This window comes from Pedobacter sp. MR22-3, assembly GCF_026240075.1.
Taxonomy (GTDB): Bacteria; Bacteroidota; Bacteroidia; order Sphingobacteriales; family Sphingobacteriaceae; genus Pedobacter.
This window is the reverse complement of sequence record NZ_JAPIVF010000008.1, coordinates 205538-229621: the sequence shown is the minus strand read 5'-3', so window position 1 is coordinate 229621 and position 24084 is coordinate 205538. Positions and strand designations below refer to the sequence as shown.

Genomic DNA, 24084 nt, shown 5'->3' with positions numbered 1-24084 from the left:
ACTCACTTTCTGTATCAAATAGGTTACTTGTGTTAATATATTGTTAATAGCTCTCCTTGGTTAGGGAATATCAACTTAAATCCAGGCGCATTAAGTACCAGTAACTGTTGTTTTATTTTAAGCATATTTTTTACCGGAGGTTTCCTATGCGTAACAATAAAAGATACTTTTTCCAGGGCTTCTGGAGTTGATATCTTCTGCAGGTTTGCAAGCTCACTAAAGAAAAGCTGGGGTGTAAGGTGGCCAAATAATTGGTTTACAGGTTGCTCATTTGGAAAGGACACTTCCATAAATATTGCCTTCAGGTTGCCCGTATTGATAAGAGGAGCCACTTCTTGCCATAATTCTGAGAGCTTATCAGATTTTTCTATTTCATCTGCACCAGTATCACCAAGATATAAAACGTAGTTATCTTTTGCCTGAATTAAAAATGCGGTACTTTTATAAGGCTTACCATGGCTGAGTTCAAAAGCACGAACTTTCATTTCAGTTTCAGCAAGTGGGTAGCTAAATTTTTCCTCTAAAGTAGTATAAGTATATTTTTTAAGTTGAGGTTTTTCGCCTTCGTTTCCAAAATTTGCCCAGGCATCCCAGGTAAAGTATTTATCTCTGAGGATATTTAAAACAGATGATATTCCATAAATATTCTTTGCCGTATCCGCAGGAGAATTTATGATGAGTCCGGCAACATGATCTAAATGCGCATGCGATATTAAATAGCCTTTAATTTGTTTGCGTTGAATGTCTTCACTAATGCCCTTTAAAGTTTTTTTGTCTATGGCTTTCTGAATTCCCGCATTAATGGTTCCTGCATCCAGGCAAATAAAATTATTGCTGCCATTTGGAGCCAGCATGTAACATGATAAATTGCTTTCGTCATCGCCACCTTTTACACCTAGTGGGATGACCTTAAAGGTATAATCCTTTTTTTGAGCCCAGGAGTTGATGGAGACCACCATTAAGAGCATTAAAATCAGTTTGCTTTTTTTTAACATCGTTATTGGTTTGAATTGATTTTATTGTAACGCTCCTTTGAAGATTACATTCTTTAGATTTAAATTTACATCTAAAATAAGCAAGTCAGCCTGACATCCTGTTTTAATCTTTCCTGTAAAATTTTCTAAGCCTATTAATTTTGCAGGGTATTGGCTTGCCATTTTTATGGCATCAGCCAGGTTGATGCCACAATGATTGATACAGTTTTTAATGGCTTGTAACATGGTTAAGGATGAGCCTGAAAGTGTTCCGTCAGGCATTACAAATTTATCATCTTTTTTAATGTGTTGATAAGGGCCTGTTGTACAAGGGGTAACTGCATCAGTGATTAAAAACAATCTGTTGCCTGCGAGTTTATGTGCCAGCTTTACAACTTCAAAATCTACATGTTTACCATCAGCAATAATGCTGGCCATGGCCTGATGATGATTAAAGAAGGCCGTTGGAATACCTGGCTCCCGATGATGAATTGGCGTCATGGCATTAAAAAGGTGCGTAGTGGTTTGGATACCTTGGTTATATGCTTCAGTTGCTTCAGCAAAGTTAGCATTGCTGTGCCCTAATGAAACCACTACATCATGATCTAAAAGATATCGAATCACTTCGTCATCATGTATTTCAGGTGCAATCGTCATCATTTTAATCACGCCGTCTCCAAAATCCAGAAGTGCTTTTATTTCATCTAAAGTCGCTTTTCTTACGAATGCAGGTACATGTGCTCCCAGTCGTTTTGGATTTAAGAAAGGTCCTTCCAAATGTAAGCCCAATAAGTTTCTGGCCGATGAACGATATTCTTTTGCGGATGCGATGCAGGCATTAAAAACTTCCGGAGAATTGGTTGCCATGCAAGCCAGGAAACCTGTTGTACCCTTTTTAAGTAAATCGTCTTCTATAATTTTGAGCGATTCTACTGTAGGTTCTGCAGAAAACAGTTTTCCTCCTGCACCATAAATCTGAAGGTCAATCAATCCTGGAAAAACCCATTCATCTGCTAAGTCAGCGGTTGATTTTTCAATTGATGTAATTTTGCCGTGATGGATACTAATGCTTTGTTTTTCTTGTAAAACATCATCAGCATAAAATTTAGCATTTGGAATGTTTAGCATAACACAATGTTGAATCGCTAAGTTACTAAGTTCAATCTATTCTGAACCTAGTAAATATTTAAATATGATAGGGTTTGGATCATAAAGGGACAAAAAAAATCCGGTTAACTTTTCAGCTAACCGGATTTTTATATTATTTCAACTGCTTATGCACCTAATTGTACACGTTTGAAAGCCGATACTGTTAAACCTTTAGAAGTATTATCTAAGAATTTACGAACATCTACAGAACTGTCTTTAACAAACTCCTGGTTTAATAAAGTGCTGTCTTTGTAAAATTTGTTCAATTTACCGGCAGCAATTTTCTCAACCATTTCTTCTGGTTTGCCTTCCTGACGGATTACGTCTTTAGCAATTTCGATTTCACGTTGAATCGTAGCAGGATCAACACCATCTTTATCAACAGCAACAGGGTTCATCGCTGCAATTTGCATGGCAACATCTTTACCAGCTTCAGTAATATCTGCACCATTAGCGCCTTCAAATACCACTAAAACACCCATCTTACCATTAGAATGGATATAAGAAACGATTTTCTCACCAGATACATTTGCGTACTCCTGAATAACGATTTTCTCTCCGATTTTACCAGTGAGTTCAGTGATGGTTTCAGCAACTGTACGTCCATCTTCCAAAGTAATTGCTGATAATTCTTCAGCAGAAGCAGGATTGTTGGCAACTGCTGCAGCTAAAACAGCCTGAGCTAAATTACGGAAATCTTCAACTTTAGAAACTGGCTCAGTTTCACAAGCTAAAGCAACTAATTTACCATTTGTGCCATCTGCTGAAACATTGATTGATACCAAACCTTCAGAAGTTGCATTACCAGAACGAGCGGCAGATACTTTCTGACCTTTTTTACGCAATAAATCAACAGCTGCTTCGAAATCGCCATTAGCTTCTACTAAAGCTTTTTTGCAATCCATCATACCTGCACCAGTTTGTTGGCGCAATTTGTTTACATCAGCGGCAGTAATTTGTACTGTAGACATTTTATTTCCTTTTTAAAGTTTAAAATCTTGTGATAACAATTACAGGTTACAAGTTACAAGTGCTAAGTTAAACTCATGTTAAGCCAACTTAAAACCTGAAACCAGTAACCTGCAATTAAAAAATATTACTATTCTTCTGTTTTAGTTTCTTCTGATGAAGATGCTTCAACTTCAGCTTCAGCAGTTTTTTTACGTCTTGGTTCTTTAACCTCTGGCGCATCAGCTGCAGCTTTAGCCGCTACTGCTTCTTTTTCTGCTTCATCATCTTTCTCACGTTTACGTTCATCTAAACCTTCTTCAATTGCTTTAATGATTACATCAGTAATTAAAGAGATTGATTTAGTGGCATCATCATTCGCTGGAATAGGGAAATCGATGTTTGAAGGATCAGAGTTCGTATCAACCATCGCAAAAGTAGGGATGTTTAATTTTAACGCTTCAGTAACTGCGATGTGTTCTTTCTTAACATCAATTAAGAATAAAGCAGCAGGTAAACGGTTTAAATCAGCAATACCACCTAAAAGTGATTCTAATTTAATACGCTCACGTTGAATCATCAAACGCTCTTTCTTAGATAAGATGGAATAGGTACCGTCTTTAGTCATTTTATCGATGTTAGACATCTTTTTGATTGACTTACGAACAGTCGCAAAGTTGGTTAACATACCACCTAACCAACGCTCGGTTACGAAAGGCATATTTACTTTCTTAGCTTGTTCAGCTACGATTCCTTTTGCTTGTTTTTTTGTTGAAACAAATAAAACTTTACGTCCTGATTTTACGATTTGTTTAATCGCAGCCGCAGCTTCTTCAGTTTTAGTTAATGTTTTATTTAAATCTATAATGTGAATTCCATTACGCTCCATGAAAATGTAAGGAGCCATTTTTGGATTCCATTTACGGGTAAGGTGACCAAAGTGTACACCTGCATCCAATAAGTCTTGATAAGTTGTTCTTGCCATTGTCTTTGCCTCCTGTGATTAACGTTTACTGAATTGGAATTTCTTACGGGCTTTTGCACGTCCTGGTTTTTTACGCTCAACCATACGCATATCACGCGTCATTAGGCCTTTAGCACGTAATGCAGGTTTTTTCTCCGCATCTAGTTCAACAATCGCTTTAGCAATAGCTAAACGAACAGCTTCTGCTTGTCCTTTTACTCCACCACCCTGAACGTTTACAGTGATATCATAACGACCTGTAAGTTCAGAAACCTCTAAACTTTGGTTTACGATATATTGCAAAGGTAAAGTTGGGAAATATACTTTGTGATCTTTACCGTTAACGGTAATTGCGCCAGCACCATCTTTTAAGTAGATACGTGCAACAGCTGTTTTTCTTCTTCCTGAAGTGTTAGTAACTGACATTTCTTAAAGTTTAATGGTTTTTGGAGATTGAGCTGAATGTGGGTGGTTTTCACCTGCATACACAAAAAGGTTTGTGTATAATTTTTTGCCCAATTTAGTTTTCGGTAACATACCACGTACCGCTTTCTCGATTACACGTTGAGGGTGTTTCGCCATTAACTCTTTTGGAGAGATAAAACGTTGACCACCTGGATAACCAGTATAAGAAACATATTGCTTTTCGCTGAATTTGTTTCCTGTCAATTTAACCTTGTCTGCATTGATAACAATTACGTTATCTCCGCAATCTACGTGTGGGGTGTACTCAGGCTTGTTTTTACCACGGATGATCATAGCGATCTTCGATGACAAGCGCCCCAAAATCTCGCCTTGCGCATCAACAACAATCCACTGTTTGTTAACAGTTTTCGCATTGGCCGAGACAGTTTTGTAACTTAACGTATTCACTTGCTTGTATTTAATTTATTAAACAATTTATTATTCCCATTAAAATTGGGACTGCAAAGATAGGTAGAATACTTTTATTATCAAATAGTTGAATAGAAAAAAAATGAAAGTTATTGGTTTAAGATTGAAAGTTTAAAGGCATTTGCAAAATTACCTCTTTAAGATGCCATTGTTTATTGCAGATCAAAGTAATTTGACTAATCGGCGGTTCTGTTTTTATTCGGCTGTAAAAAACAAAAGCCCGAAGTTTAAATTCGGGCTTTAGCTACATGTACATGGTGTTACAATTTTATTTCTTCATCTTTTGATGAGATAAAATGGAACTCATTTAAATAGTATGATGATTGTGCTTTAACTTTAATCCACTGGCCATATTTAAAAAACCAGCGGCGTTGTAAGTTGAAGATTCCTTTAGTAATATAAGCTTCAATGTAAGGATGCACACTTAATGTTACACCTTTTTCATTTTGCTCACGTAAAATATAATTAAGGTTATTCTCAATATCATCCATTAAAACAATACTTGCTTTAATTTCTCCGGTTCCACCACAAGCCGGACATTTTTCTACCGTTACAATATTCATCTCCGGACGAACGCGTTGTCTGGTGATTTGTACCAAACCAAATTTGCTTGGAGGCAAAATAGTATGTTTGGCTCTATCCAACAACATCAGCTCACGCAAATAATCGAATAGCATTTTACGGTTTGTTGGCTTGTGCATATCAATGAAATCGATAACCACAATGCCGCCCATATCACGCAAGCGCAATTGACGGGCAATTTCTTTTGCCGCCTCTTTATTTACCTGTAAAGCGTTTTCCTCCTGGGTTTCTTTACTGGCCGTGCGGTTTCCACTATTCACGTCTATCACGTGGAGTGCTTCGGTATGCTCAACTACTAAATAAGCACCACCTGGTAAGTTTACTGTTTTTCCGAAAGCATTTTTGATTTGCTTTTCTATTCCAAAATGATCAAAGATGGGTTCTTTCTGTTTGTACAGTTTCACGATTTTTTCCATTTCGGGAGAAATATCATGAACATAAGAACGGATATCATCGAACAGCTCTGGCGTGCTCACGTAAACGTTTGTAAAATCAGGATTCAGAATATCACGTATTAACGTTGAAGATCTGTCCATTTCGCCCCAAACTCTTTTCGAAGGTTCGGTAGAAGGTACCTTTTTAATAAAGTTTTCCCATTTTGCAATCAGATCCAATAAATCTTTTTGCATTTCGGCAACTCCGCGGCCTTCAGAAACGGTTCTGATAATCACCCCAAAATTTTGAGGTTTAATACTTTCGATAATCTTCTTTAAACGATTACGTTCAGTATTACTTTTAATCTTTTTTGATACAGATATGGTATTGGAGAAGGGCACCAGTACCACATACCTGCCGGCAATCGAAATGTCGGAACTCAAACGCGGTCCTTTTGTAGAAATTGGTTCTTTTGCAATTTGTACAGGCAGGAGCATGTTTTTTGTCAGCACATCAGAAATTTTGCCTGCCTTGTTAATGTCGGCTTCCAGCTTTAAATGATCTAATAATGTGCCTGTAACCGAGCCATTACGCTTGATTTTAGTTAGCTTGATTAAAGATTGCACCTGAGGGCCCAGATCAAAATAATGCAAAAAAGCATCTTTTTCATAACCAACATCCACGAAAGCAGCATTCAGGCCAGGCATAATTTTTTTAATGCGGCCTAAATAAATATCGCCTACGGCGTAGTTATTATTGATTTGTTCTTTGTGAAGCTCAACAAGTTGTTTGTCTTCAATCAATGCTATGGTAACTCCGGCAGGAGTCGAATTGATAATTAATTCTTTTACCAACAGCTACAGATTTAAGGCTTTCGCCTATTAACAAATGGATAGTAAACGAGAAAAAAACTGATATAGCCAGATATCTACGGGATAAAAAAATCATATAAATACTTTAAACCTCACAGTTTTCACTATGAGGTTTATTAGGCTTAATCAAGATAAGAATCTATTTTTTCTTATGTCTGTTTTTTCTTAAACGTTTCTTACGTTTGTGGGTAGCCATTTTATGTCTTTTTCTTTTTTTACCGCTTGGCATAGTTTTAAGTTTTAAATGTTTTTATTAATCCGTTAATTAATTTTTATTCTTTAGCTCAGCTACCTTCTTATCGATAAATGATGATAAGGTTGGATTAGCTGCTAATTTTTTGCTTGCTAAATAAGCATCAACTGCTTCTTTGTTTTTGCCTAAATTTTCAAGGGCTGTCCCTAAATAAAAATAAGCTTCAGGAGTAGGTGCAGTTGCAATTACTGTATTAAAACGAGGAATTGCTTTGTCGAACTGGCCTGATTTTATAGAGAAGATGCCTAAATTCATATTGGCTTTTACATTTTTAGGTTCTTTAGCAACAACCTCAAGCAACATTGCAATACCTTGCATCGGTGCACCTAAGCCATTTACTATGGTTACGCCTAAACCTGTTTTGGCCTCAATATTTGAAGCGTCTTTCTCTAATACTTTTTTGTAAGATGTATTCGCTTTCTGCAATAATGCAGGTTGAGCTAAACTATCTTGCGTGCTTTCAAACGCTTTCATGAACTGATTACCTGCAGCTAACCATGCTTTTGATGATGGTTCTTGCTGGGCAATTATTTCTAAATAAAGCGCTGAAGGTGTAATTTGCTCTACATCGTCCCATTTCTGAGCCAGCTGCTTCGCCAATTCAACTTTTTCTGCTCCCTTAGCACCCTTATAACTATTTTCTAATGCTGTAATGTCTTTGGCCAAATTTTGATTCAAAACATTTTTAGCAGCGGTAGATGTTGTTTCAATACTAAGGATTGCAGATGATGGTTTAGATTCTGTTGCGGACATCTGTCCACTCGCAGGCATCTTGCCATTCTCTTCTGTTGGTTTAACCAATCCTTTAATGTCTCTTGTAAATAAAAAAGCAACAAGCAATAAAACTGCTCCGATAATGATGATTTGTTTTGATCTGATGCTGCTATTCATGTAATAAGACTTAGGCTTCTACGCTGATTTTTTTGGAGTTACTTTTAACTTTATCAACAAAAACTTTTGCAGGTTTAAAGCTAGGTACAAAATGTTCTGGGATAATTATTGCAGTGTTTTTAGAGATGTTTCTAGCAGTTTTTTGTGCTCTCTTTTTAACAACAAAGCTTCCGAAGCCTCTTACGTATACATTTTCACCGCCAATCATACTTGTTTTGATAACCTTGAAAAATGCCTCAACCGTTTCCTGTACATCAACCTTCTCAATTCCGGTTTTTGTTGATATTTCTGAAATAATATCTGCCTTAGTCATATTTACTTATTTTATATATATTGTGTTTTAATATTATAACTGTTTTGGGGTTGCAAAAGTATTGCTTTTTAATGAGATAGGGAAATAAAAGATGATTTTTTTATCAGTTAAGATATCAGCTGATTGCAAGATTTTTTTTTATCCGGTAATTACCCCGTAATTTGCACCAATGACATTCCAGACTGAACTGATAAATTGGTATCAAAATAATAAAAGGGATCTGCCCTGGAGGCACACCAAAGACGCTTATACCATATGGTTATCAGAGATTATTTTACAGCAGACCAGGGTTGAACAAGGGCTGCCATATTTCAACAGGTTTTTAGAAAATTTCCCTACCGTGACCGATTTTGCCTCGGCTACGGAAACAAAGGTGCTTAAGCTTTGGCAGGGTTTGGGCTACTATTCGCGTGGCAGAAATATGCACGCAACAGCTCAATTAGTTGTAAATAATCTTAATGGAATATTTCCGGATCGACATGATGAACTGATTAAGCTGAAAGGGATAGGTGAATATACTGCTGCTGCAATATCCTCTTTTTCTTCGGGTGAGGCTAGGGCTGTGGTAGATGGAAATGTGTTCAGGGTTTTAGCCAGGTATTTTGGTATTTCTACACCAATTAATTCGCCTGCAGGCAAAAAGGAATTTTATATATTGGCTAATGAATTGCTTTACCAGGAAGATCCTGCCACCTATAACCAGGCGATCATGGAATTCGGTGCGATGCAATGTAAGCCAAAATCGCCAAATTGTGGTGTTTGTCCGTTAAATCAGACCTGCTTTGCGTTCAAGCATAATCAAGTTAGTTTATTGCCTGTTAAGCTTCGTAAGGCGGCACCAAAACACCGCTATATCAATTATTTTATCTGTGAAAATGATCATCAGGTTTTGGTTCGCGAAAGGCAGGCCGGTGATATCTGGCAGCATCTTTTTGATTTTCCTTCTATTGAAACTCCGGAAGAGGTTAACCTGAACACTTCCAGCTTTGCCGAAAAAGTCTCTGATGTTTTTGGAATGGCTGCCAGTTTTACTCTTTTAACGAGTAAAAAACACATCTTAACACACCAAATTATCCATCTGCATTTTTTTTCTCTAAAAAATTATATATTTAACTTTAGTAAACAAAAGGAACTTAAATGGGTTTCTTTAACAATATTAGATGAATTGCCGCAGCCAAAAGTTATTCATGATTTTATAACTGAATACCTTCATGAGTGATGGACTAACTAACCATCTGGCGATCATTTTAAACTGAAAAATCTAACCAATAATATTTATGTCGGGCATTAACAAAGTGATTTTAGTCGGCCATTTAGGCAAAGACCCTGAAGTGCGCCATTTAGATGGAGGCGTTACCGTGGCAAGTTTCCCCCTTGCAACATCAGAAACTTACAATAAAGATGGAAAAAGAGTAGAACAAACAGAATGGCATAATATTGTATTATGGCGTGGGCTTGCAGAGGTTGCTTCAAAGTACCTGCAAAAGGGGAAACTTGTTTACATTGAAGGTAAATTAAGGACAAGATCTTTCGAGGATAAAGAAAAAGTAAAGAAGTATGTAACTGAAATCGTAGCAGAAAACTTCACCATGTTGGGCCGTAAAAGTGATTTTGAACAAAGTCCGGCCACTACAATTCAGCAAGCACCGGCAGAGCGTAAAATTGAAGACGAGTTTACCATTGGACCTTCAGATGAAAATGGTGATTTACCTTTTTAAATCTTAATTATACAGCGGTGGTATTGAAATTATACTAATTTATTAAGGAGCTTGTCGAAACGCGATTAACTGCATTTTTACAAGTCCCTGAACAGGAAATCAGGATGACATATTTAATTTCGAGATGTCATCCTGAATTTATAATACAGCATTTTATTTAAATATATATACCATTATTCTACCGTTACCGATTTGGCCAGGTTTCGTGGCTGATCGACATTGCAGCCTCTCATTACAGCAATATGATAAGATAACAGCTGAAGTGGAATTGTTGCCAGTAAAGGTAGAAATGCTTCATTTGCATCCGGAATCTCAATGCAATAATCAGCCATTTTCTGTACTTCTGTATCACCTTCAGTAACAATAGCGATTACTTTTCCTTTTCTGGCTTTAACTTCCTGGATATTGCTAATTACTTTTTCATAAGATGAATTTTTAGTGGCAATAAAAACTACGGGCATTTCTTCATCGATGAGTGCGATAGGGCCATGCTTCATTTCGGCCGCTGGATAACCTTCTGCATGGATGTAGGAAATTTCCTTCAACTTCAATGCGCCTTCAAGGGCAACAGGGAAGCCGCTTCCCCTGCCAAGAAACAGGCAGTTTCGTGAATCTTTAATTTTTTCTGCTACCTCTTTAATGATATCGTTGGATTCAAGTGCTTTTTGAATCTTTTCAGGGATATGATCCAGCTCCGTTAAAAGTTCAATCATTTTTGAAGCCGTAATGGTGCCCTTTTGCTGTGCCATATAAAAAGCCATGAGGGTTAGCACGGTAACCTGCGCAGTAAAGGCTTTAGTAGAAGCAACACCAATTTCAGGGCCTGCATGCGTATAAACCCCTGCATGAGTTAAACGAGGAATAGATGCACCGGCAACATTGCAAATTCCAAATATGGTTGCACCACGTTCTTTAGCCATTTCAATGGCTGCCATTGTATCTGCCGTTTCTCCTGATTGAGAGATGGCTATTACCACATCTTTTTCCGTTATAATCGGGTTCCGGTACCTGAATTCAGATGCATATTCCACTTCAACCGGAATCCGGGCATATTCTTCGATCAGGTATTCGCCAACTAAACCTGCATGCCATGATGTTCCGCAGGCAACAATGATAATTCTGTCGATGTTTTTTAATTTCTCTGCAAATTCTTTTATCCCGCCCAGCTGCACTTTGCCTTCTGTGGGATATATTCGCCCACGCATACAATCTTTAATGGATCGTGGTTGTTCGTAGATTTCTTTTAGCATGAAATGCTCAAAACCGCCTTTTTCAAGCATTTCTAACTTCAGCTCAAGTTCCTGTATTAACGGTGTTTGCACAATGTTATCCAGTTGCTTTACCAGTAAATCTTCTCTGGTGACCAAAGCAATTTCGCCATCTTTTAAATAGATTACATTTTTGGTATATTCAATAATCGGCGTAGCATCTGAAGCGATAAAGTATTCGCCTTTACCAACACCAATCACCATTGGGCTGCCTTTCCTTGCTGCAATTAATTGATCCGGATGGTCTTTATTCATAATCACAATGGCATAAGCACCACTCACCTCATTTAATGCTAAACGAACGGCCTCCAGCAGATCTAAGTTTTCTATCTTTTGAATTTCCTCAATCAAATGGATGAGTACTTCAGTATCCGTATCACTTTTAAATTCATGTCCACGGCCTATCAGCTCTTCTTTCAGCGTAGCATAATTTTCAATGATACCGTTATGAATAATAGATAGTTTACCGTTGTTGGAAGTATGTGGATGCGAATTCCGGTCTGAAGGAATACCATGGGTTGCCCATCTGGTATGTCCCATGCCGATGGTTCCTGTACGATCCTGATGTTCGGCAAATTCTTCTAAAACGGCTACTTTACCAGCTTTTTTATAAATGCTTTGTCCGCTATCATTTATCAGTGCTATACCGGCACTGTCATAACCTCTGTATTCTAATCTTTTAAGTCCTTTTAAAACTATTGGCCAAGCCTCTCTGTAACCGATATAACCTACTATTCCGCACATAATTTGGGGTATTTCTAACGTCGACGAATATACTAAACAAAGATTGTTTAGCGTAAAAATAATTTATCAGGCAAAAAAAAACCTCAACATGATTTGCTGAGGTTTTCTAAAGGATTCAACCTGTTAATTTATTTTGGTATAATAAATATTCAGTTTTATTTTATTTGTGGTGTTGCCAAAAGATCCGATAACAGCTCTTCCTGCTGACGTACCTGATGGTGTAATTTCGTAAGCGGTAGTAGATGATGGCGCTAAGAAAGTTCCATAATCAGTGATGGTTTTATCAATAAGCCCTTGTACGTAAGCTGTGATATTAAATATATATCTGTTATTAAGCGATTGATAAGCACCACCGAATAATCCTGCACCAGCGCTGCCAAGGTTAGTTAAATCAGGTATGTTGGCCGGTTGTTCTGCAATATCCCAACGGTACATCGCTATTCTTTCTGCAGGCGCAAAAGGATTAGCAAAAGAACCATTACTAACATCAACCACTAATTCTGCTTTATTCACTATAACTTTTCCATGAGTACTGGCAAAATTAGCAAGATTTGGAAAAGAAAGTTTTGTTTTTACGCCTACCAGACCTTGTAAATAGGTTACATTATACTGCGTAGAAGTATTTGTCAATTGCGTTTGAATATCCGTACCCGTATAATCATGTTTAATATTTGCCGCAGCGCCGTTTGCTGTAGAAATTGGAAAATTTACGCTTGTGGTATCAATGCCGTTGCTGGTATTAGGTTTTTTATACACCAATTGAACGTATGAATTGGTTGTAGCAAGATCAATGAATGCTATGCCACCGCCAGCAATGGTAGATGATGTTTTGTTAATCTCAGCATATAAGCCCTTAAAATAATCTATAAACTTCGCATTGGTTGTAAATGTGGCAGCAGGTTGTGCTAAAATAGTGCTTTGAATAAAAGCTTTGTTTAGCGGAATTCTGATTTGTGCCTTAACCGTTCTTAAGGTATCCGCTTTACCTGCAACAATATCCGTAATTTTAATCGGCGTTTTCGGAAAGATTTTGCTGTTAAAATTTCCCAATAAGGTACTGTTATGCGCCTGTACATCAGAACTTTTGAAATTGGTAATTTTATTGGTAAGCTGATAAACATCAATACTATACTTAGAAGTTGTGGTATCTCCGTAAAACTGAGTACCAAGATTTAGCACCAGTACCGCCGAATCTAATGTGGAGTTCGTACCAAAATCCTGGGTAAGTGTAGCTGGCGGTGCTACTGTCATGGCCAGGCTGGATTCGGTTTTTCCAAAAATCGGATCAACCATATAGCCTATTGGATGTTGAGTTAATCCACCTGTAGGGATATCGTTTTCCTTAATAGTTTGAGAATTGATCTGCTCATTATTAACCAAAGTGCCTTCTAAAACTGCGCTAGGATCAACATCTAAGCCAACAGCACCTGGGTTTTTACATGATGCAAAAAGAAAAAGACCTATCAACAGGGTTAATAAGTCTTGTTTTGTAAATTTCATATTTAAAATAATAATACCTGATTAAGCAACTGAAACCAATTCATCATTTGAAATTTCTTCATAAAAATTATAGAAGTTTTCAAAATTCTCGGTTAAGTTAAATGCTAATGTTGGTTTATTGGAATCTTTAACAAATTTTAACACAGCGGCATCAAGATTTTCATCTGCTAAAACCACTGCATCAGCGTGCGTTACTGCACCAATATGCATGCTGTTGCAATCAGCTGGAACGAAAGCTTTAGTATCTTCTTCGGTCATGTTAGCCATTACTGCTTTAGATGCAAACTTATCATTCAGTTTTTCTGTGAAACCATCTTCATAAATTGAATACACTACTTTTGAATTCTTGAAAGTAGGGTCATTTTTATAAGTAGTTTTAATATAAGCAGGAACTAAAGCACTCATCCAACCATGACAATGAACAATGTCTGGAGCCCACCCTAACTTTTTAACAGTTTCCAATGCGCCTTTACAGAAGAAAATTGTGCGCTCGTCATTGTCTTCAAAGAATTTTTCACTCGCGTCTCTAAATACTTGTTTACGTTGAAAATACTCTTCGTTATCAAGGAAATAAACCTGCATACGTGCAGCTGGGATGGATGCTACTTTAATAATTAAGGGATTATCATTGTCGTCAATAATGATGTTCATTCCTGATAAGCGGATTACTTCGTGTAAACGATTTCTTCTTTCGTTGATGTTGCCGAACTTAGGCATCAAGATGCGGATTTCGAATCCTTTTTCTTGCATAGCCTGCGGTAGCTGACGGGTGATTTCAGAAATTTTAGTAAGCTCGAGGAAAGGCGACATCTCGTGTGTAACAATCAGCAGCTTCGTTTTTGCCATCTCCATATTGTAGGAAAATATTAAGTTAAATAAAAGATAATGAGCTGCAAAGGTAAGCATAATAATACTATTTATCAATATAGCAAGCATTTGTTTGGTTTCGTTTAGATTAATTTACACCTTTACCACTTTAATTTAGATAGACCAAATTGGAAATATTTAAAACCAAAGCAACGCTTAAAGCTTTCTTAAAACCGCTAAAAGAATCGGGTAAAAAAATAGCACTTGTACCTACAATGGGTGCCTTGCATCATGGCCATATTTCTTTAATCAAACTTGCACAGCAAAACGCAGACATCATTATCTGCAGCATTTTTGTAAATCCTACACAGTTTACGGATCCGAAGGACCTGGAAAAATATCCCCGCCCTATTGAACATGATTTGGCAATGCTCGAAGCTGCAGGTTGCAGTGGCGTACTCATGCCAAATGTGGAAGAAATGTATCCTTCAGATGAGCAGGAAAACTGGTCAATTGATCTTGGAAAAGCTGAGTTTTTACTCGAAGGCGAGTTTAGAAAAGGCCACTATCAGGGGGTTACGCAAATTGTGAAAAAACTTTTTGATGCAGTAGAGCCTGATATAGCCATGTTCGGACAGAAAGATTTTCAGCAGGTATTGATGATCAAAAATATGGTTAAGTATTTTAACCTTCCTATTCAGATCATTACCTGTCCTATTATAAGAGAAGATGACGGACTGGCAATGAGTAGCCGTAACATTCACTTATCTGCTGACGATAGAAAGCACTCTTTGGTGTTAAATCAATCCCTTCTGTTCGTGGTTAAACATTTCGACCAATATTCATTAACAGAACTGGAAACCAAAGCGAAAAGCCTCTACCAAAACATAGAAGGGGTAGACTTAGATTATTTCACCATTGCCAATGGAGATACTCTCGAGCCAGCCACTTCCAAAGATGAAGAAAATCTCATTGCCCTGGTGGCTGCGAAGGTAGGATCAACCAGGCTGATTGATAATATGATTATAAAATAAGGATTGAATTATAAATGAGTGTATGATTGAATGTTCTGGACGCTGGTGAAACTTCATTCTCTAATGCTATCATCCGGTAATTCTCTCATTCATTCTAACTTTATTACTAACTTTGCCAAATGGTTATTACAATATTAAAATCGAAAATACACCGTGTTAAAGTAACACAAGCTGAACTGAATTATGTTGGCAGTATTACGATTGATGAAGATTTAATGGATGCGGCCAATATTATTGCCAATGAAAAAGTGCAAATTGTGAATAATAATAATGGTGCCCGCTTCGAAACTTATGTAATTAAAGGTGAACGTGGTACCGGAACAATCTGTTTAAACGGTGCAACGGCCCGATTGGCTCAGTTAGGCGATATCCTGATCATTATGTCTTACGGAAGCCTTCCAATTGAAGAGGCAAAGCAATATAATCCTATCCTTGTTTTTCCGGATGACAACAATCATTTACTAAAATAGCATTGTGACGCTCGACCTTAAAACGGCAGTAAAATACCTTATCATGCTTTTGATAGGAGTAGGTATTTTATACTTGGCGTTTCGGGGTCAGGATCTGCAAAAGATCTGGCTGGAAATTAAAACAGCCAATTTGTTTTACGTCATTATCTCTGCATTATCGGTGTTGATTGCCTATGTGCTAAGAGCATTGCGCTGGCAGATGCTTTATCGATCTATTCATTATCAGGTTAGTTTCCTGAATGTTTATCACGGTGTAATTATTGGTTACTTCGCAAATTTAGCCTTACCCCGCTTAGGTGAAGTAGTTCGCTGTTCTGTAATGCACAAAACAGAAAACGTTCCGGTTTTTTCTTCGCTCGGTACGGTGATTACAGAAAGACTTTTCGATGTCTTGGTGCTTTTTATAACCGGTTTAGCAATGCTCGTCTTTCAATATGATGTAGTAATTGATTTTCTTTATCACCGCATTTATCAGAATATTGCAAACCACCTGATGCGGGTAAACTATGTTTGGTTGGTCGCATTTGGAATCATAATGATTTTATTCTTTGGTGTTTTATTCTATCTTCTGCGCAGAAGAGTAGGCAAAAAGTTCCTGAGAATTTTTGTAAGCCTAAGACAGGGATTTGGTTCTTATAGCAAAATGAAAAACAAGTGGTTATTCCTGCTTTGCACATTTGCAATCTGGAGTTTTTACCTGATCTCCATGTATTGCTGTCTTTATGCTATTCCATCAACAAGTAATCTTCATTTTAATGCTGCATTTACGGCACTTGTATTTTCAGGTTTTGCCATGGCCGCGCCCGTGCAGGGTGGTATAGGTGTTTTTCACTGGATGGTGGCACAATCTCTGGTTTTATACGCCATATCCTTTAAAGATGGATTGGCATATGCCACAATTATCCATTCTTCGCAAATTTTACTTATTCTCGTTTTGGGGTGTTTTAGTGCTTTCTTAATATTAATGAAACCTGATTCCAAACCTACAAGATGAGAAATTCGCTATGGTAAGCTAAAGGCAGAATACAAATATTTCAATAAAATTACTATGCAGCCATAGTAATTTTAGATTTGAAATGCTACATTTGATTTACTAACCCTTTATACTTAAATGTTATGCATTTTGAATTAAGTGAAGAGCAGATAATGATCCAGCAGGCCGCAAGAGATTTTGCACAGCAAGAGCTTAAGCCAGGTGTAATTGAGCGGGACGAGCATCAGAAATTTCCGGCAGAACAGGTGAAAAAACTCGGTGAACTTGGTTTCCTGGGCATGATGGTCAGCGATAAATATAATGGCAGCGGTCTTGATGCCATTTCTTATGTATTGGTGATGGAAGAGCTTTCTAAAATCGATGCTTCTGCATCAGTGGTGGTTTCAGTAAATAATTCCCTGGTTTGCTATGGCTTGGAGGCTTATGGAAATGAAGCACAGAAAGAGAAATACCTTAAACCCCTGGCATCCGGAGAAAAGATTGGGGCATTTTGCTTATCAGAACCGGAGGCCGGATCGGATGCGACATCTCAACAGACTACCGCCGAGGATAAAGGCGATTATTACCTGTTAAACGGAACGAAAAACTGGATTACCAACGGGAATTCGGCCTCAACATATTTAGTTATCGCGCAAACTCACCCGGAGTTAAGACATAAAGGAATTAATGCCTTTATCGTGGAAAAAGGAATGGAAGGCTTTACTATTGGGCCAAAGGAAAATAAATTGGGGATTCGTGGATCTGATACCCACTCTTTAATGTTTAATGATGTGAAGGTGCCAAAAGAGAATAGGATAGGGGAAGATGGTTTCGGTTTTAAATTCGCGATGAAAACATTGGAAGGTGGCCGGATCGGGATTGCCGCACAGGCGCTGGGTATTGCCCAGGGTGCTTTTGAATTGGCAACACAGTATGCCAAAGCGCGTAAATCTTTTGGGAAGCCCATTTCAGAACATCAGGCGATTGCTTTTAAGCTTGCAGACATGGCCACACAGATTGAAGCCGCCAGGTTATTGGTCTATAAAGCTGCATGGTTAAAAGATCAGGGACTACCTTATACCCAGGCAGGGTCGATGGCTAAATTATTTGCTTCTAAAGTAGCCATGGATGTAACTATTGAAGCTGTTCAGGTTCACGGCGGATATGGATTCGTTAAAGAATATCATGTGGAACGCTTAATGCGCGATGCAAAAATTACCCAAATCTATGAAGGAACTTCGGAGATTCAGAAAATGGTAATATCAAGAGAAGTTATACGCTGAGTTAAGTCGTGAGTCATTAGTCGGGAGTCTCTTATTTAGCGTATCATAACTCCTGCTATTTAGCTTGAGTATTAATTTAAAAGCCTGCGAATTTAAGTGCTTCGACTTAATTTCACAGGCTATTCTTATGATGCCGCTTTATTTGTTTTTAATTAGTAAACCTTAGACTCAAGACTTAGGCCTACGGACTTAAGACTCCAAACTACTCCTTCTCTCCTGCAACAGCGCCAAAAACGGCTTTGATCAACGCTACGATAATGGCTAAAAATGCTGCAGCGAAGAAACCAGACGTATTAAAAGAGGTCATCATGCTGTCTACCAGAAGAATCATTAAAACAGTGATGATAAAGGATACCAAACCCAGTGTTAAAAAGTTAATCGGGAAGGTTAACAATCTTAAAATAAAGCCAATAGTAGCATTTGCAAGTGCGATTAAAACGGCTGCAATAAGTGCACTCATAAATCCTGTTACTTCTACTCCGGGAACCAGTTTAGCCCCGATAAAAAATGCAAGTCCCATCAAAAGAACTTCAATAATTAATCTCATAATGTTTAAATTTGTTAATGTTTAAAAGCCTGTGTAAATTTTCAGCAGTTGCCATAATAGCAGCCACTTTAATTTCTTGTTCTGGTACAAACAAAAAACCTGTGATTAAGTTTGCAGCGGATAGTACAGTGATCGTAGTTAAAAATATTGATGAAGCAAGTTTATTGCAGGTTAAAAATCATTATCAGGCAAATACAGATTCCGTAGCCTTGATTTCGGTTATACTGAAACCAGGAGACCTGGATAGTTTGCAGGATGATATTGAAGTGCCTGGAAAAGTTAAGATAGCGGGCGATTCTGTTATTTTCGTACCTGAACAACCTTTTCAGAAAAATAAAAGTTACCTGGTAGAAAATTATATCGGAGTTAATTTTGCAGGCATGGATAACTTACTTAATGGTAGTGCCAGGCACAATTTACAGCCGCAAAAACAAATACTTAAACGGTAATAATCAGCACAATAATTACGCTAAGTGTTTGATTTTAAAGAAATGTTTACTACATTTGCATCGTAATCGAAGAAAAGAGAAGGGGACAATGTCCCCTTTTTCTATGAAATCAGGGTAAAATATGCAGGTAGAAAAGAGAGTTGCAGCCCTCGTTGAGGAAAAAATTGCAGACAGACCAGAACTTTTTCTGGTCGAAGTGAAAATGTTACCAAACCATAAATTGATTATTCATGTTGATGGTGACGAAGGAATTAGCATACAGGATTGCGTGGCAATCAGCAGGCATGTAGGTTTTCATCTGGAAGAGGAAAATGTAATTGAACAGGCCTATAATTTAGAAGTTTCTTCACCCGGTGTTGGTGAACCACTGAAGTTAAACCGCCAGTACATTAAAAATATTGGACGAACTTTAAGTGTAAAGCTGAAGGATGGACTTAAAAAGGAGGGTAAGCTTTTAGAGGTTGCGGAAGACAACTTGTTGTTGGAAGAGTCAGTTAAAGAAAAAGGGAAAAAAGCGGTAAATGTTGAAACAACAATACCGTTTAATGATATATTAGAAACAAGTGTATTAATAAGTTTTAAGTAATACGATTAATGAGCAAAAACGAGATTTCTTGTAATCTTACTAATCTATTTAATCATGGTAAAAAATGAGTACTACAACAATTAATTTAATCGACTCTTTTCAGGAGTTTAAAGATTTCAAAAATATAGATCGCCCCACGGTGATCAGTGTGCTGGAAGAAGTTTTTCGTAGCATGTTGCGTAAAAAATACGGAACAGACGAAAATTGTGATGTAATTGTGAATCCGGATAACGGAGATTTAGAGATCTGGAGAACCCGGAAAGTAATGGAGGATGGTTTCTCTGAAGATGATGATCTGGAAATTGAATTGGCTGATGTACATCAAATTGACCCAAGTTTAGAGGTTGGTGATGATTATATAGAGCAGATTACGTTGGAAAGTTTTGGCCGCAGGGCAATTTTAGCTGCACGCCAGACACTGGTTTCTAAAGTATTGGAATTAGAGAAAGATGAAATTTTCAAAAAATATAAAGATCGTGTAGGTGAGATTATCACTGGCGAGGTTTATCAGGTTTGGAAAAAGGAAACTTTGGTTTTAGATGATGAGGGCAATGAGCTTTTAATGCCTAAAACAGAACAAATTCCTGCTGATTATTTCAAAAAAGGCGATTCTGTAAGAGCAGTAATCTCTAAAGTAGAAATGATCAACGCGAATCCGAAAATTATCATTTCGAGAACGGCACCGGAGTTTTTACAACGTTTGTTCGAACTGGAAGTTCCCGAAATTTTTGATGGTTTGATTACGGTGAAGAAAATTGTTCGTGAACCAGGAGAGCGCGCTAAAGTAGCCGTAGAGTCTTACGATGATCGTATTGATCCGGTAGGTGCTTGTGTGGGCATGAAAGGATCTCGTATTCATGGTATCGTTCGCGAATTGAAAAACGAAAATATTGATGTGATTAACTTCACAAATAACATCTCATTATATATCACACGTGCTTTAAGCCCGGCAAAAATCACTTCTATTAAATTAGATGATGAAACCAAACATGCATCGGTTTACTTAAAACCAGATCAGGTTTCATTAGCCATCGGGCGTGGCGGACATAATATTAAACTGGCTGGTAAATTAACCGGTTATGAAATTGATGTATACCGTGAAGCCGGAGAAGAAAGCGACGAAGATGTGGATTTGGAAGAATTCTCAGATGAGATTGATAGCTGGATCATTGATGAATTAAAGGCTATCGGGTGCGATACTGCTAAGAGTGTTTTAGCACTTACAGTAGAAGATTTGGTGAAACGCACAGACTTAGAAGAAGAAACCATTAAAGAAGTGGTTCAGATTTTACAGTCAGAATTTGAATAAGTGGTGTAATTGCCAAATAAACACTACTTTTGTATTATATTAAAAAATAACAGGAGCTAAATGTCAGACGACAAACCAATCATTTTAATTAAAGCTATTAAGGAACTTAATATAGGCATGGGTACGGCCGTTGAGTTTTTAAACAAAAAGGGATTCTCTGCCGAGAAGAGCCCGATGTTTAAACTTACGGGAGACATGTATAGTGCCTTATTGAAAGAGTATCAGGGAGATAAGATCGTAAGAGAAGAAGCCAAACAAATAGTGATTGGTAAAATACGTCGTGACGAGCCTGAGACTGAAAAGCCAGTAGAAGCGCCAAAGAAAAATACCGATTTTGAGAAAAATGAAGAGGTTCTGATTAAGAATACTCAAACATCAACTCCTCCGGTAGAAAAACCTAAAGTTGTTGAAACGCCAAAGGTAGAAACTCCGGCACCAACAACTCCTGCGGCAGCAGCGCCAGTTGTACCTGCCAAGGCAGAAGATAAAGCGGAAGAAAGCGGATTACCAGGTGTGAAAATTGTTGGAAAGATTGATTTAAACGATCTGAACTCCAAAACTCGTCCGGCTAAGAAAGAGGAAACTCCTGCTGCTCCGGCACCTGCGCCTGCACCAGTTGCAAAAGCACCAGAGCCAGTGAAGCCTGTAGAACAACCTAAAGTTGAAGAAAAATCAGCAGAGGTTAAGAAAGAGGAAACGCCTGCTGCCCAGATATCTACACCTGCATCACAACCAGTTGCAAAAGCACCTGAACCAGTAAAACCTGCAGAACAGCCAAAAACGGAAGAAAAGCCAGCAGAAGTGAAACCTGCCGAAGTAAAACCGGTAAGTAATGAGCCTGAAGTAATTAAAGCACGTACGGTTAAATTAACTGGTCCGAATATCATTGGTAAGATTGTTTTACCAACTACTCCGGATAGAAGAAACGGTCCTGTAGCATCATCTAGTGATAGTGAGGCTGCTAAACGCAAACGTAAACGTAAGAAAACTCCGGGAGCACCAGGTCAGCATGGTGGTCAGGGTCAGCAAGGACAAAATCCTGCAGGTCAGGGTCAGCCAGGCGCATCAGGTACACCACGTACACCTTATCAAGGTAATCGTCCAGGTGGTGGTACGCCATACCAGGGCAATAGACCGGCCGGACAAGGTGGTACACCTTATCAGGGAAATAGAAATAACAACAGACCAGGTTTCCAAAACAGGAATGCTACACCAAGCGGTCCTAAAGAGGAGCCTACTGAGAAAGAAATTCAAGATCAGATTAAGGCAACACTTGCCCGTTTAAGTGGAGCTGGTAAATCTGGTAAATTTGCTCAACGTGCCAAATTGCGTCGTCAGAAACGAGATGATGTTGCATTTAATGCTGAAGAGGCTGCAAATGAACTTGAATCTCAATCAAGAATATTAAAAGTAACAGAATTTGTTACGGCTAATGAACTGGCCAGCATGATGGATGTACCGGTAACTAAAATTATTGGTACCTGTATGAGTTTGGGCATGTTTGTTTCCATCAACCAGCGTTTGGATGCTGAAACTTTAACGATTGTTGCTGATGAGTTTGGTTACGAAATTCAGTTCGTTAAACCGGATGAAGATGAGGAAAATGTAATTGAAGAGGAAGATAACGAGGCAGATTTAATCGAAAGGGCTCCGGTTGTTACGATTATGGGTCACGTCGATCACGGTAAAACTTCCTTACTAGATTATATTCGTAAAGCAAATGTGGTAGCTGGAGAGGCTGGTGGTATTACACAGCACATTGGTGCGTATATGGTAACCACACCAACCGGTAAAAAAGTAACCTTCTTAGATACGCCTGGTCACGAAGCTTTTACAGCGATGCGTGCCCGTGGTGCGAAAGTTGCCGATATTGCAATTATTGTAATTGCTGCGGATGATGCAGTGATGCCACAAACAAAAGAGGCTATCAATCATGCACAAGCTGCAGGTGTTCCTTTGGTATTTGCTTTTACGAAGGTGGATAAGCCTGGTGCAAATGCAGATAAAGTTCGTGAGCAGTTATCCGTAATGAACATTTTGGTTGAAGATTGGGGTGGTAAATATCAATCACAGGAAATCTCAAGTAAAAGCGGTTTAAATGTTGATTTACTTTTAGATAAAGTATTATTAGAGGCTGAGTTATTAGAACTTAAAGCCAATCCAAATAAAAGAGCTACAGGTTCAGTTATTGAATCCGCATTGGATAAGGGGCGTGGTATTGTGACTACAGTATTGGTTCAGGCGGGTACATTAAGAGTTGGTGATCCGATCTTAGCCGGTAGTTTTAGCGGACGTGTTAAAGCATTAACCAATGAGCGTGGCGCTAAAGTAGATTCAGCAGGTCCATCACAACCCGTACAGGTTTTAGGTATGCAGGGCGCACCAACAGCGGGTGACCGTTTCAATGCGCTTGAAAGTGAAACTGAAGCACGTGATATTGCAAACAAACGGATGCAGTTACAACGCGAGCAGGGATTGCGTACGCAGAAACATATTACCCTGGATGAGATTGGTCGTCGTTTGGCTATCGGTAACTTTAAAGAACTTAATATCATTGTTAAAGGTGACGTGGATGGTTCAATTGAGGCACTGGCCGATTCATTGTTGAAACTATCAACTGAGCAAATCCAGATCAATATCATCAGTAAAGGTGTTGGACAGATTTCAGAATCTGATGTATTGTTGGCTTCTGCTTCTGATGCAATCATCATTGGTTTCCAGGTTCGTCCATCAACAGGTGCACGTAAATTAGCTGAAGCTGAGCAAATCGATATCCGTTTATATTCTATCATTTATGATGCAATCAATGAGATTAAATCAGCGATGGAAGGTATGTTGGATCCTGAATTTGAAGAGAAAATTGTGGCTAACGTTGAAATTCGCGAAACTTTCAAAATTACCAAAGTGGGTACTATTGCAGGTTGTATGGTATTGGATGGTAAGATTACCCGTAACAGCAAGATCCGTATCGTTAGAGATGGCGTTGTCGTTTACACCGGAGAATTAGCCTCATTAAAACGCTTTAAAGATGATGTGAAGGAAGTGGTTAAAGGTTATGAATGTGGTCTGAACATCCAGAATTTTAACAACATCGAAGTAGGTGATATCGTTGAAGCATACGAACAGGTAGAAGTAGCGAGGAAATTGTAAGTAGCTATTAAAACAGAAATACCAAGGGCAT

The 24084-nt window shown here is 38.2% G+C and carries 23 protein-coding genes; 10 read left to right on the top strand and 13 right to left on the bottom strand.

The genetic code is table 11. The annotated features are described in order from the left end of the window. Positions 1-32 precede the first annotated feature (32 nt). The 9 genes from OQ267_RS20345 to OQ267_RS20300 all read right to left on the bottom strand — a co-directional run bounded on the left by OQ267_RS20345 (position 33) and on the right by OQ267_RS20300 (position 8215). Positions 33-995: an MBL fold metallo-hydrolase gene (locus OQ267_RS20345; RefSeq protein ID WP_265837790.1), complete on the bottom strand. Its 963-nt coding sequence runs from the start codon at positions 993-995 to the stop codon at positions 33-35. Positions 996-1016: 21 nt separating this feature from the next. Continuing rightward, on the bottom strand, positions 1017-2102 hold the full coding sequence (nagA, locus tag OQ267_RS20340) for an N-acetylglucosamine-6-phosphate deacetylase (protein WP_265837788.1): 1086 nt from the start codon (positions 2100-2102) through the stop codon (positions 1017-1019). A gap of 146 nt (positions 2103-2248) precedes the next feature. Continuing rightward, positions 2249-3094, bottom strand: coding sequence for a translation elongation factor Ts (gene tsf / locus OQ267_RS20335; RefSeq protein WP_088302448.1), 846 nt, complete (start codon positions 3092-3094; stop codon positions 2249-2251). Between the two features lie 128 nt (positions 3095-3222). Next, positions 3223-4056: a 30S ribosomal protein S2 gene (rpsB, locus tag OQ267_RS20330; protein WP_029287679.1), complete on the bottom strand. Its 834-nt coding sequence runs from the start codon at positions 4054-4056 to the stop codon at positions 3223-3225. An 18-nt stretch (positions 4057-4074) separates the two neighbouring features. Further along, the gene (rpsI, locus tag OQ267_RS20325) at positions 4075-4461 is read right to left on the bottom strand and encodes a 30S ribosomal protein S9 (protein WP_055913282.1); all 387 of its coding nucleotides are present in this window, start codon (positions 4459-4461) and stop codon (positions 4075-4077) included. Positions 4462-4464: 3 nt separating this feature from the next. Beyond that, positions 4465-4908 carry a 50S ribosomal protein L13 gene (gene rplM / locus OQ267_RS20320; RefSeq protein ID WP_029287677.1) on the bottom strand — a complete coding sequence of 148 codons (444 nt, stop codon included), beginning with the start codon at positions 4906-4908 and terminating at the stop codon, positions 4465-4467. Between the two features lie 281 nt (positions 4909-5189). After that, the gene (locus tag OQ267_RS20315) at positions 5190-6740 is read right to left on the bottom strand and encodes an Rne/Rng family ribonuclease (protein WP_088302449.1); all 1551 of its coding nucleotides are present in this window, start codon (positions 6738-6740) and stop codon (positions 5190-5192) included. 283 nt (positions 6741-7023) lie between these two features. Then, the gene (locus OQ267_RS20305; protein WP_265837786.1) at positions 7024-7902 is read right to left on the bottom strand and encodes a tetratricopeptide repeat protein; all 879 of its coding nucleotides are present in this window, start codon (positions 7900-7902) and stop codon (positions 7024-7026) included. Positions 7903-7912: 10 nt separating this feature from the next. Beyond that, positions 7913-8215, bottom strand: a complete 303-nt coding sequence (locus OQ267_RS20300) for an HU family DNA-binding protein (protein WP_010601128.1) — start codon at positions 8213-8215, stop codon at positions 7913-7915. Positions 8216-8384: 169 nt separating this feature from the next. On the opposite strand from OQ267_RS20300, the gene mutY reads away from it, so the two are divergent. After that, the gene (gene mutY, locus OQ267_RS20295) at positions 8385-9434 is read left to right on the top strand and encodes an A/G-specific adenine glycosylase (RefSeq protein WP_265837785.1); all 1050 of its coding nucleotides are present in this window, start codon (positions 8385-8387) and stop codon (positions 9432-9434) included. 58 nt (positions 9435-9492) lie between these two features. After that, the gene (locus OQ267_RS20290) at positions 9493-9933 is read left to right on the top strand and encodes a single-stranded DNA-binding protein (protein ID WP_088302452.1); all 441 of its coding nucleotides are present in this window, start codon (positions 9493-9495) and stop codon (positions 9931-9933) included. 173 nt (positions 9934-10106) lie between these two features. Here OQ267_RS20290 and glmS read toward each other — a convergent pair whose 3' ends face one another. From glmS to OQ267_RS20275, 3 genes are all read right to left on the bottom strand, one after another. Then, positions 10107-11945, bottom strand: a complete 1839-nt coding sequence (gene glmS / locus OQ267_RS20285; RefSeq protein ID WP_265837784.1) for a glutamine--fructose-6-phosphate transaminase (isomerizing) — start codon at positions 11943-11945, stop codon at positions 10107-10109. Positions 11946-12068: 123 nt separating this feature from the next. After that, positions 12069-13445, bottom strand: a complete 1377-nt coding sequence (locus tag OQ267_RS20280) for a DUF4270 domain-containing protein (RefSeq protein WP_265837782.1) — start codon at positions 13443-13445, stop codon at positions 12069-12071. A gap of 21 nt (positions 13446-13466) precedes the next feature. Further along, positions 13467-14291 carry a glycogen/starch synthase gene (locus OQ267_RS20275; RefSeq protein ID WP_088302599.1) on the bottom strand — a complete coding sequence of 275 codons (825 nt, stop codon included), beginning with the start codon at positions 14289-14291 and terminating at the stop codon, positions 13467-13469. A gap of 149 nt (positions 14292-14440) precedes the next feature. On the opposite strand from OQ267_RS20275, the gene panC reads away from it, so the two are divergent. The 4 genes from panC to OQ267_RS20255 all read left to right on the top strand — a co-directional run bounded on the left by panC (position 14441) and on the right by OQ267_RS20255 (position 18012). After that, positions 14441-15286, top strand: coding sequence for a pantoate--beta-alanine ligase (gene panC, locus OQ267_RS20270; RefSeq protein ID WP_265837781.1), 846 nt, complete (start codon positions 14441-14443; stop codon positions 15284-15286). Between the two features lie 119 nt (positions 15287-15405). Next, positions 15406-15756, top strand: a complete 351-nt coding sequence (gene panD / locus OQ267_RS20265) for an aspartate 1-decarboxylase (RefSeq protein ID WP_088302456.1) — start codon at positions 15406-15408, stop codon at positions 15754-15756. Positions 15757-15799: 43 nt separating this feature from the next. Continuing rightward, positions 15800-16750, top strand: a complete 951-nt coding sequence (locus OQ267_RS20260; RefSeq protein ID WP_265837780.1) for a lysylphosphatidylglycerol synthase transmembrane domain-containing protein — start codon at positions 15800-15802, stop codon at positions 16748-16750. Between the two features lie 122 nt (positions 16751-16872). Further along, positions 16873-18012: an acyl-CoA dehydrogenase gene (locus tag OQ267_RS20255; protein WP_265837778.1), complete on the top strand. Its 1140-nt coding sequence runs from the start codon at positions 16873-16875 to the stop codon at positions 18010-18012. A 202-nt stretch (positions 18013-18214) separates the two neighbouring features. On the opposite strand, the gene OQ267_RS20250 is transcribed toward OQ267_RS20255, so the two are convergent. After that, positions 18215-18559, bottom strand: coding sequence for a phage holin family protein (locus OQ267_RS20250; protein ID WP_088302459.1), 345 nt, complete (start codon positions 18557-18559; stop codon positions 18215-18217). 17 nt (positions 18560-18576) lie between these two features. On the opposite strand from OQ267_RS20250, the gene OQ267_RS20245 reads away from it, so the two are divergent. The 4 genes from OQ267_RS20245 to infB all read left to right on the top strand — a co-directional run bounded on the left by OQ267_RS20245 (position 18577) and on the right by infB (position 24053). After that, complete coding sequence (locus tag OQ267_RS20245) at positions 18577-19008, top strand: hypothetical protein (RefSeq protein WP_265837776.1); 432 nt, start codon at positions 18577-18579, stop codon at positions 19006-19008. A gap of 121 nt (positions 19009-19129) precedes the next feature. Next, entirely contained in the window at positions 19130-19594 is a 465-nt protein-coding gene (gene rimP, locus OQ267_RS20240) for a ribosome assembly cofactor RimP (RefSeq protein WP_265837775.1), read from the top strand. A gap of 64 nt (positions 19595-19658) precedes the next feature. Next, the gene (nusA, locus tag OQ267_RS20235) at positions 19659-20903 is read left to right on the top strand and encodes a transcription termination factor NusA (RefSeq protein WP_088302462.1); all 1245 of its coding nucleotides are present in this window, start codon (positions 19659-19661) and stop codon (positions 20901-20903) included. 60 nt (positions 20904-20963) lie between these two features. After that, positions 20964-24053, top strand: a complete 3090-nt coding sequence (infB, locus tag OQ267_RS20230; protein WP_265837772.1) for a translation initiation factor IF-2 — start codon at positions 20964-20966, stop codon at positions 24051-24053. Positions 24054-24084 lie beyond the last annotated feature (31 nt).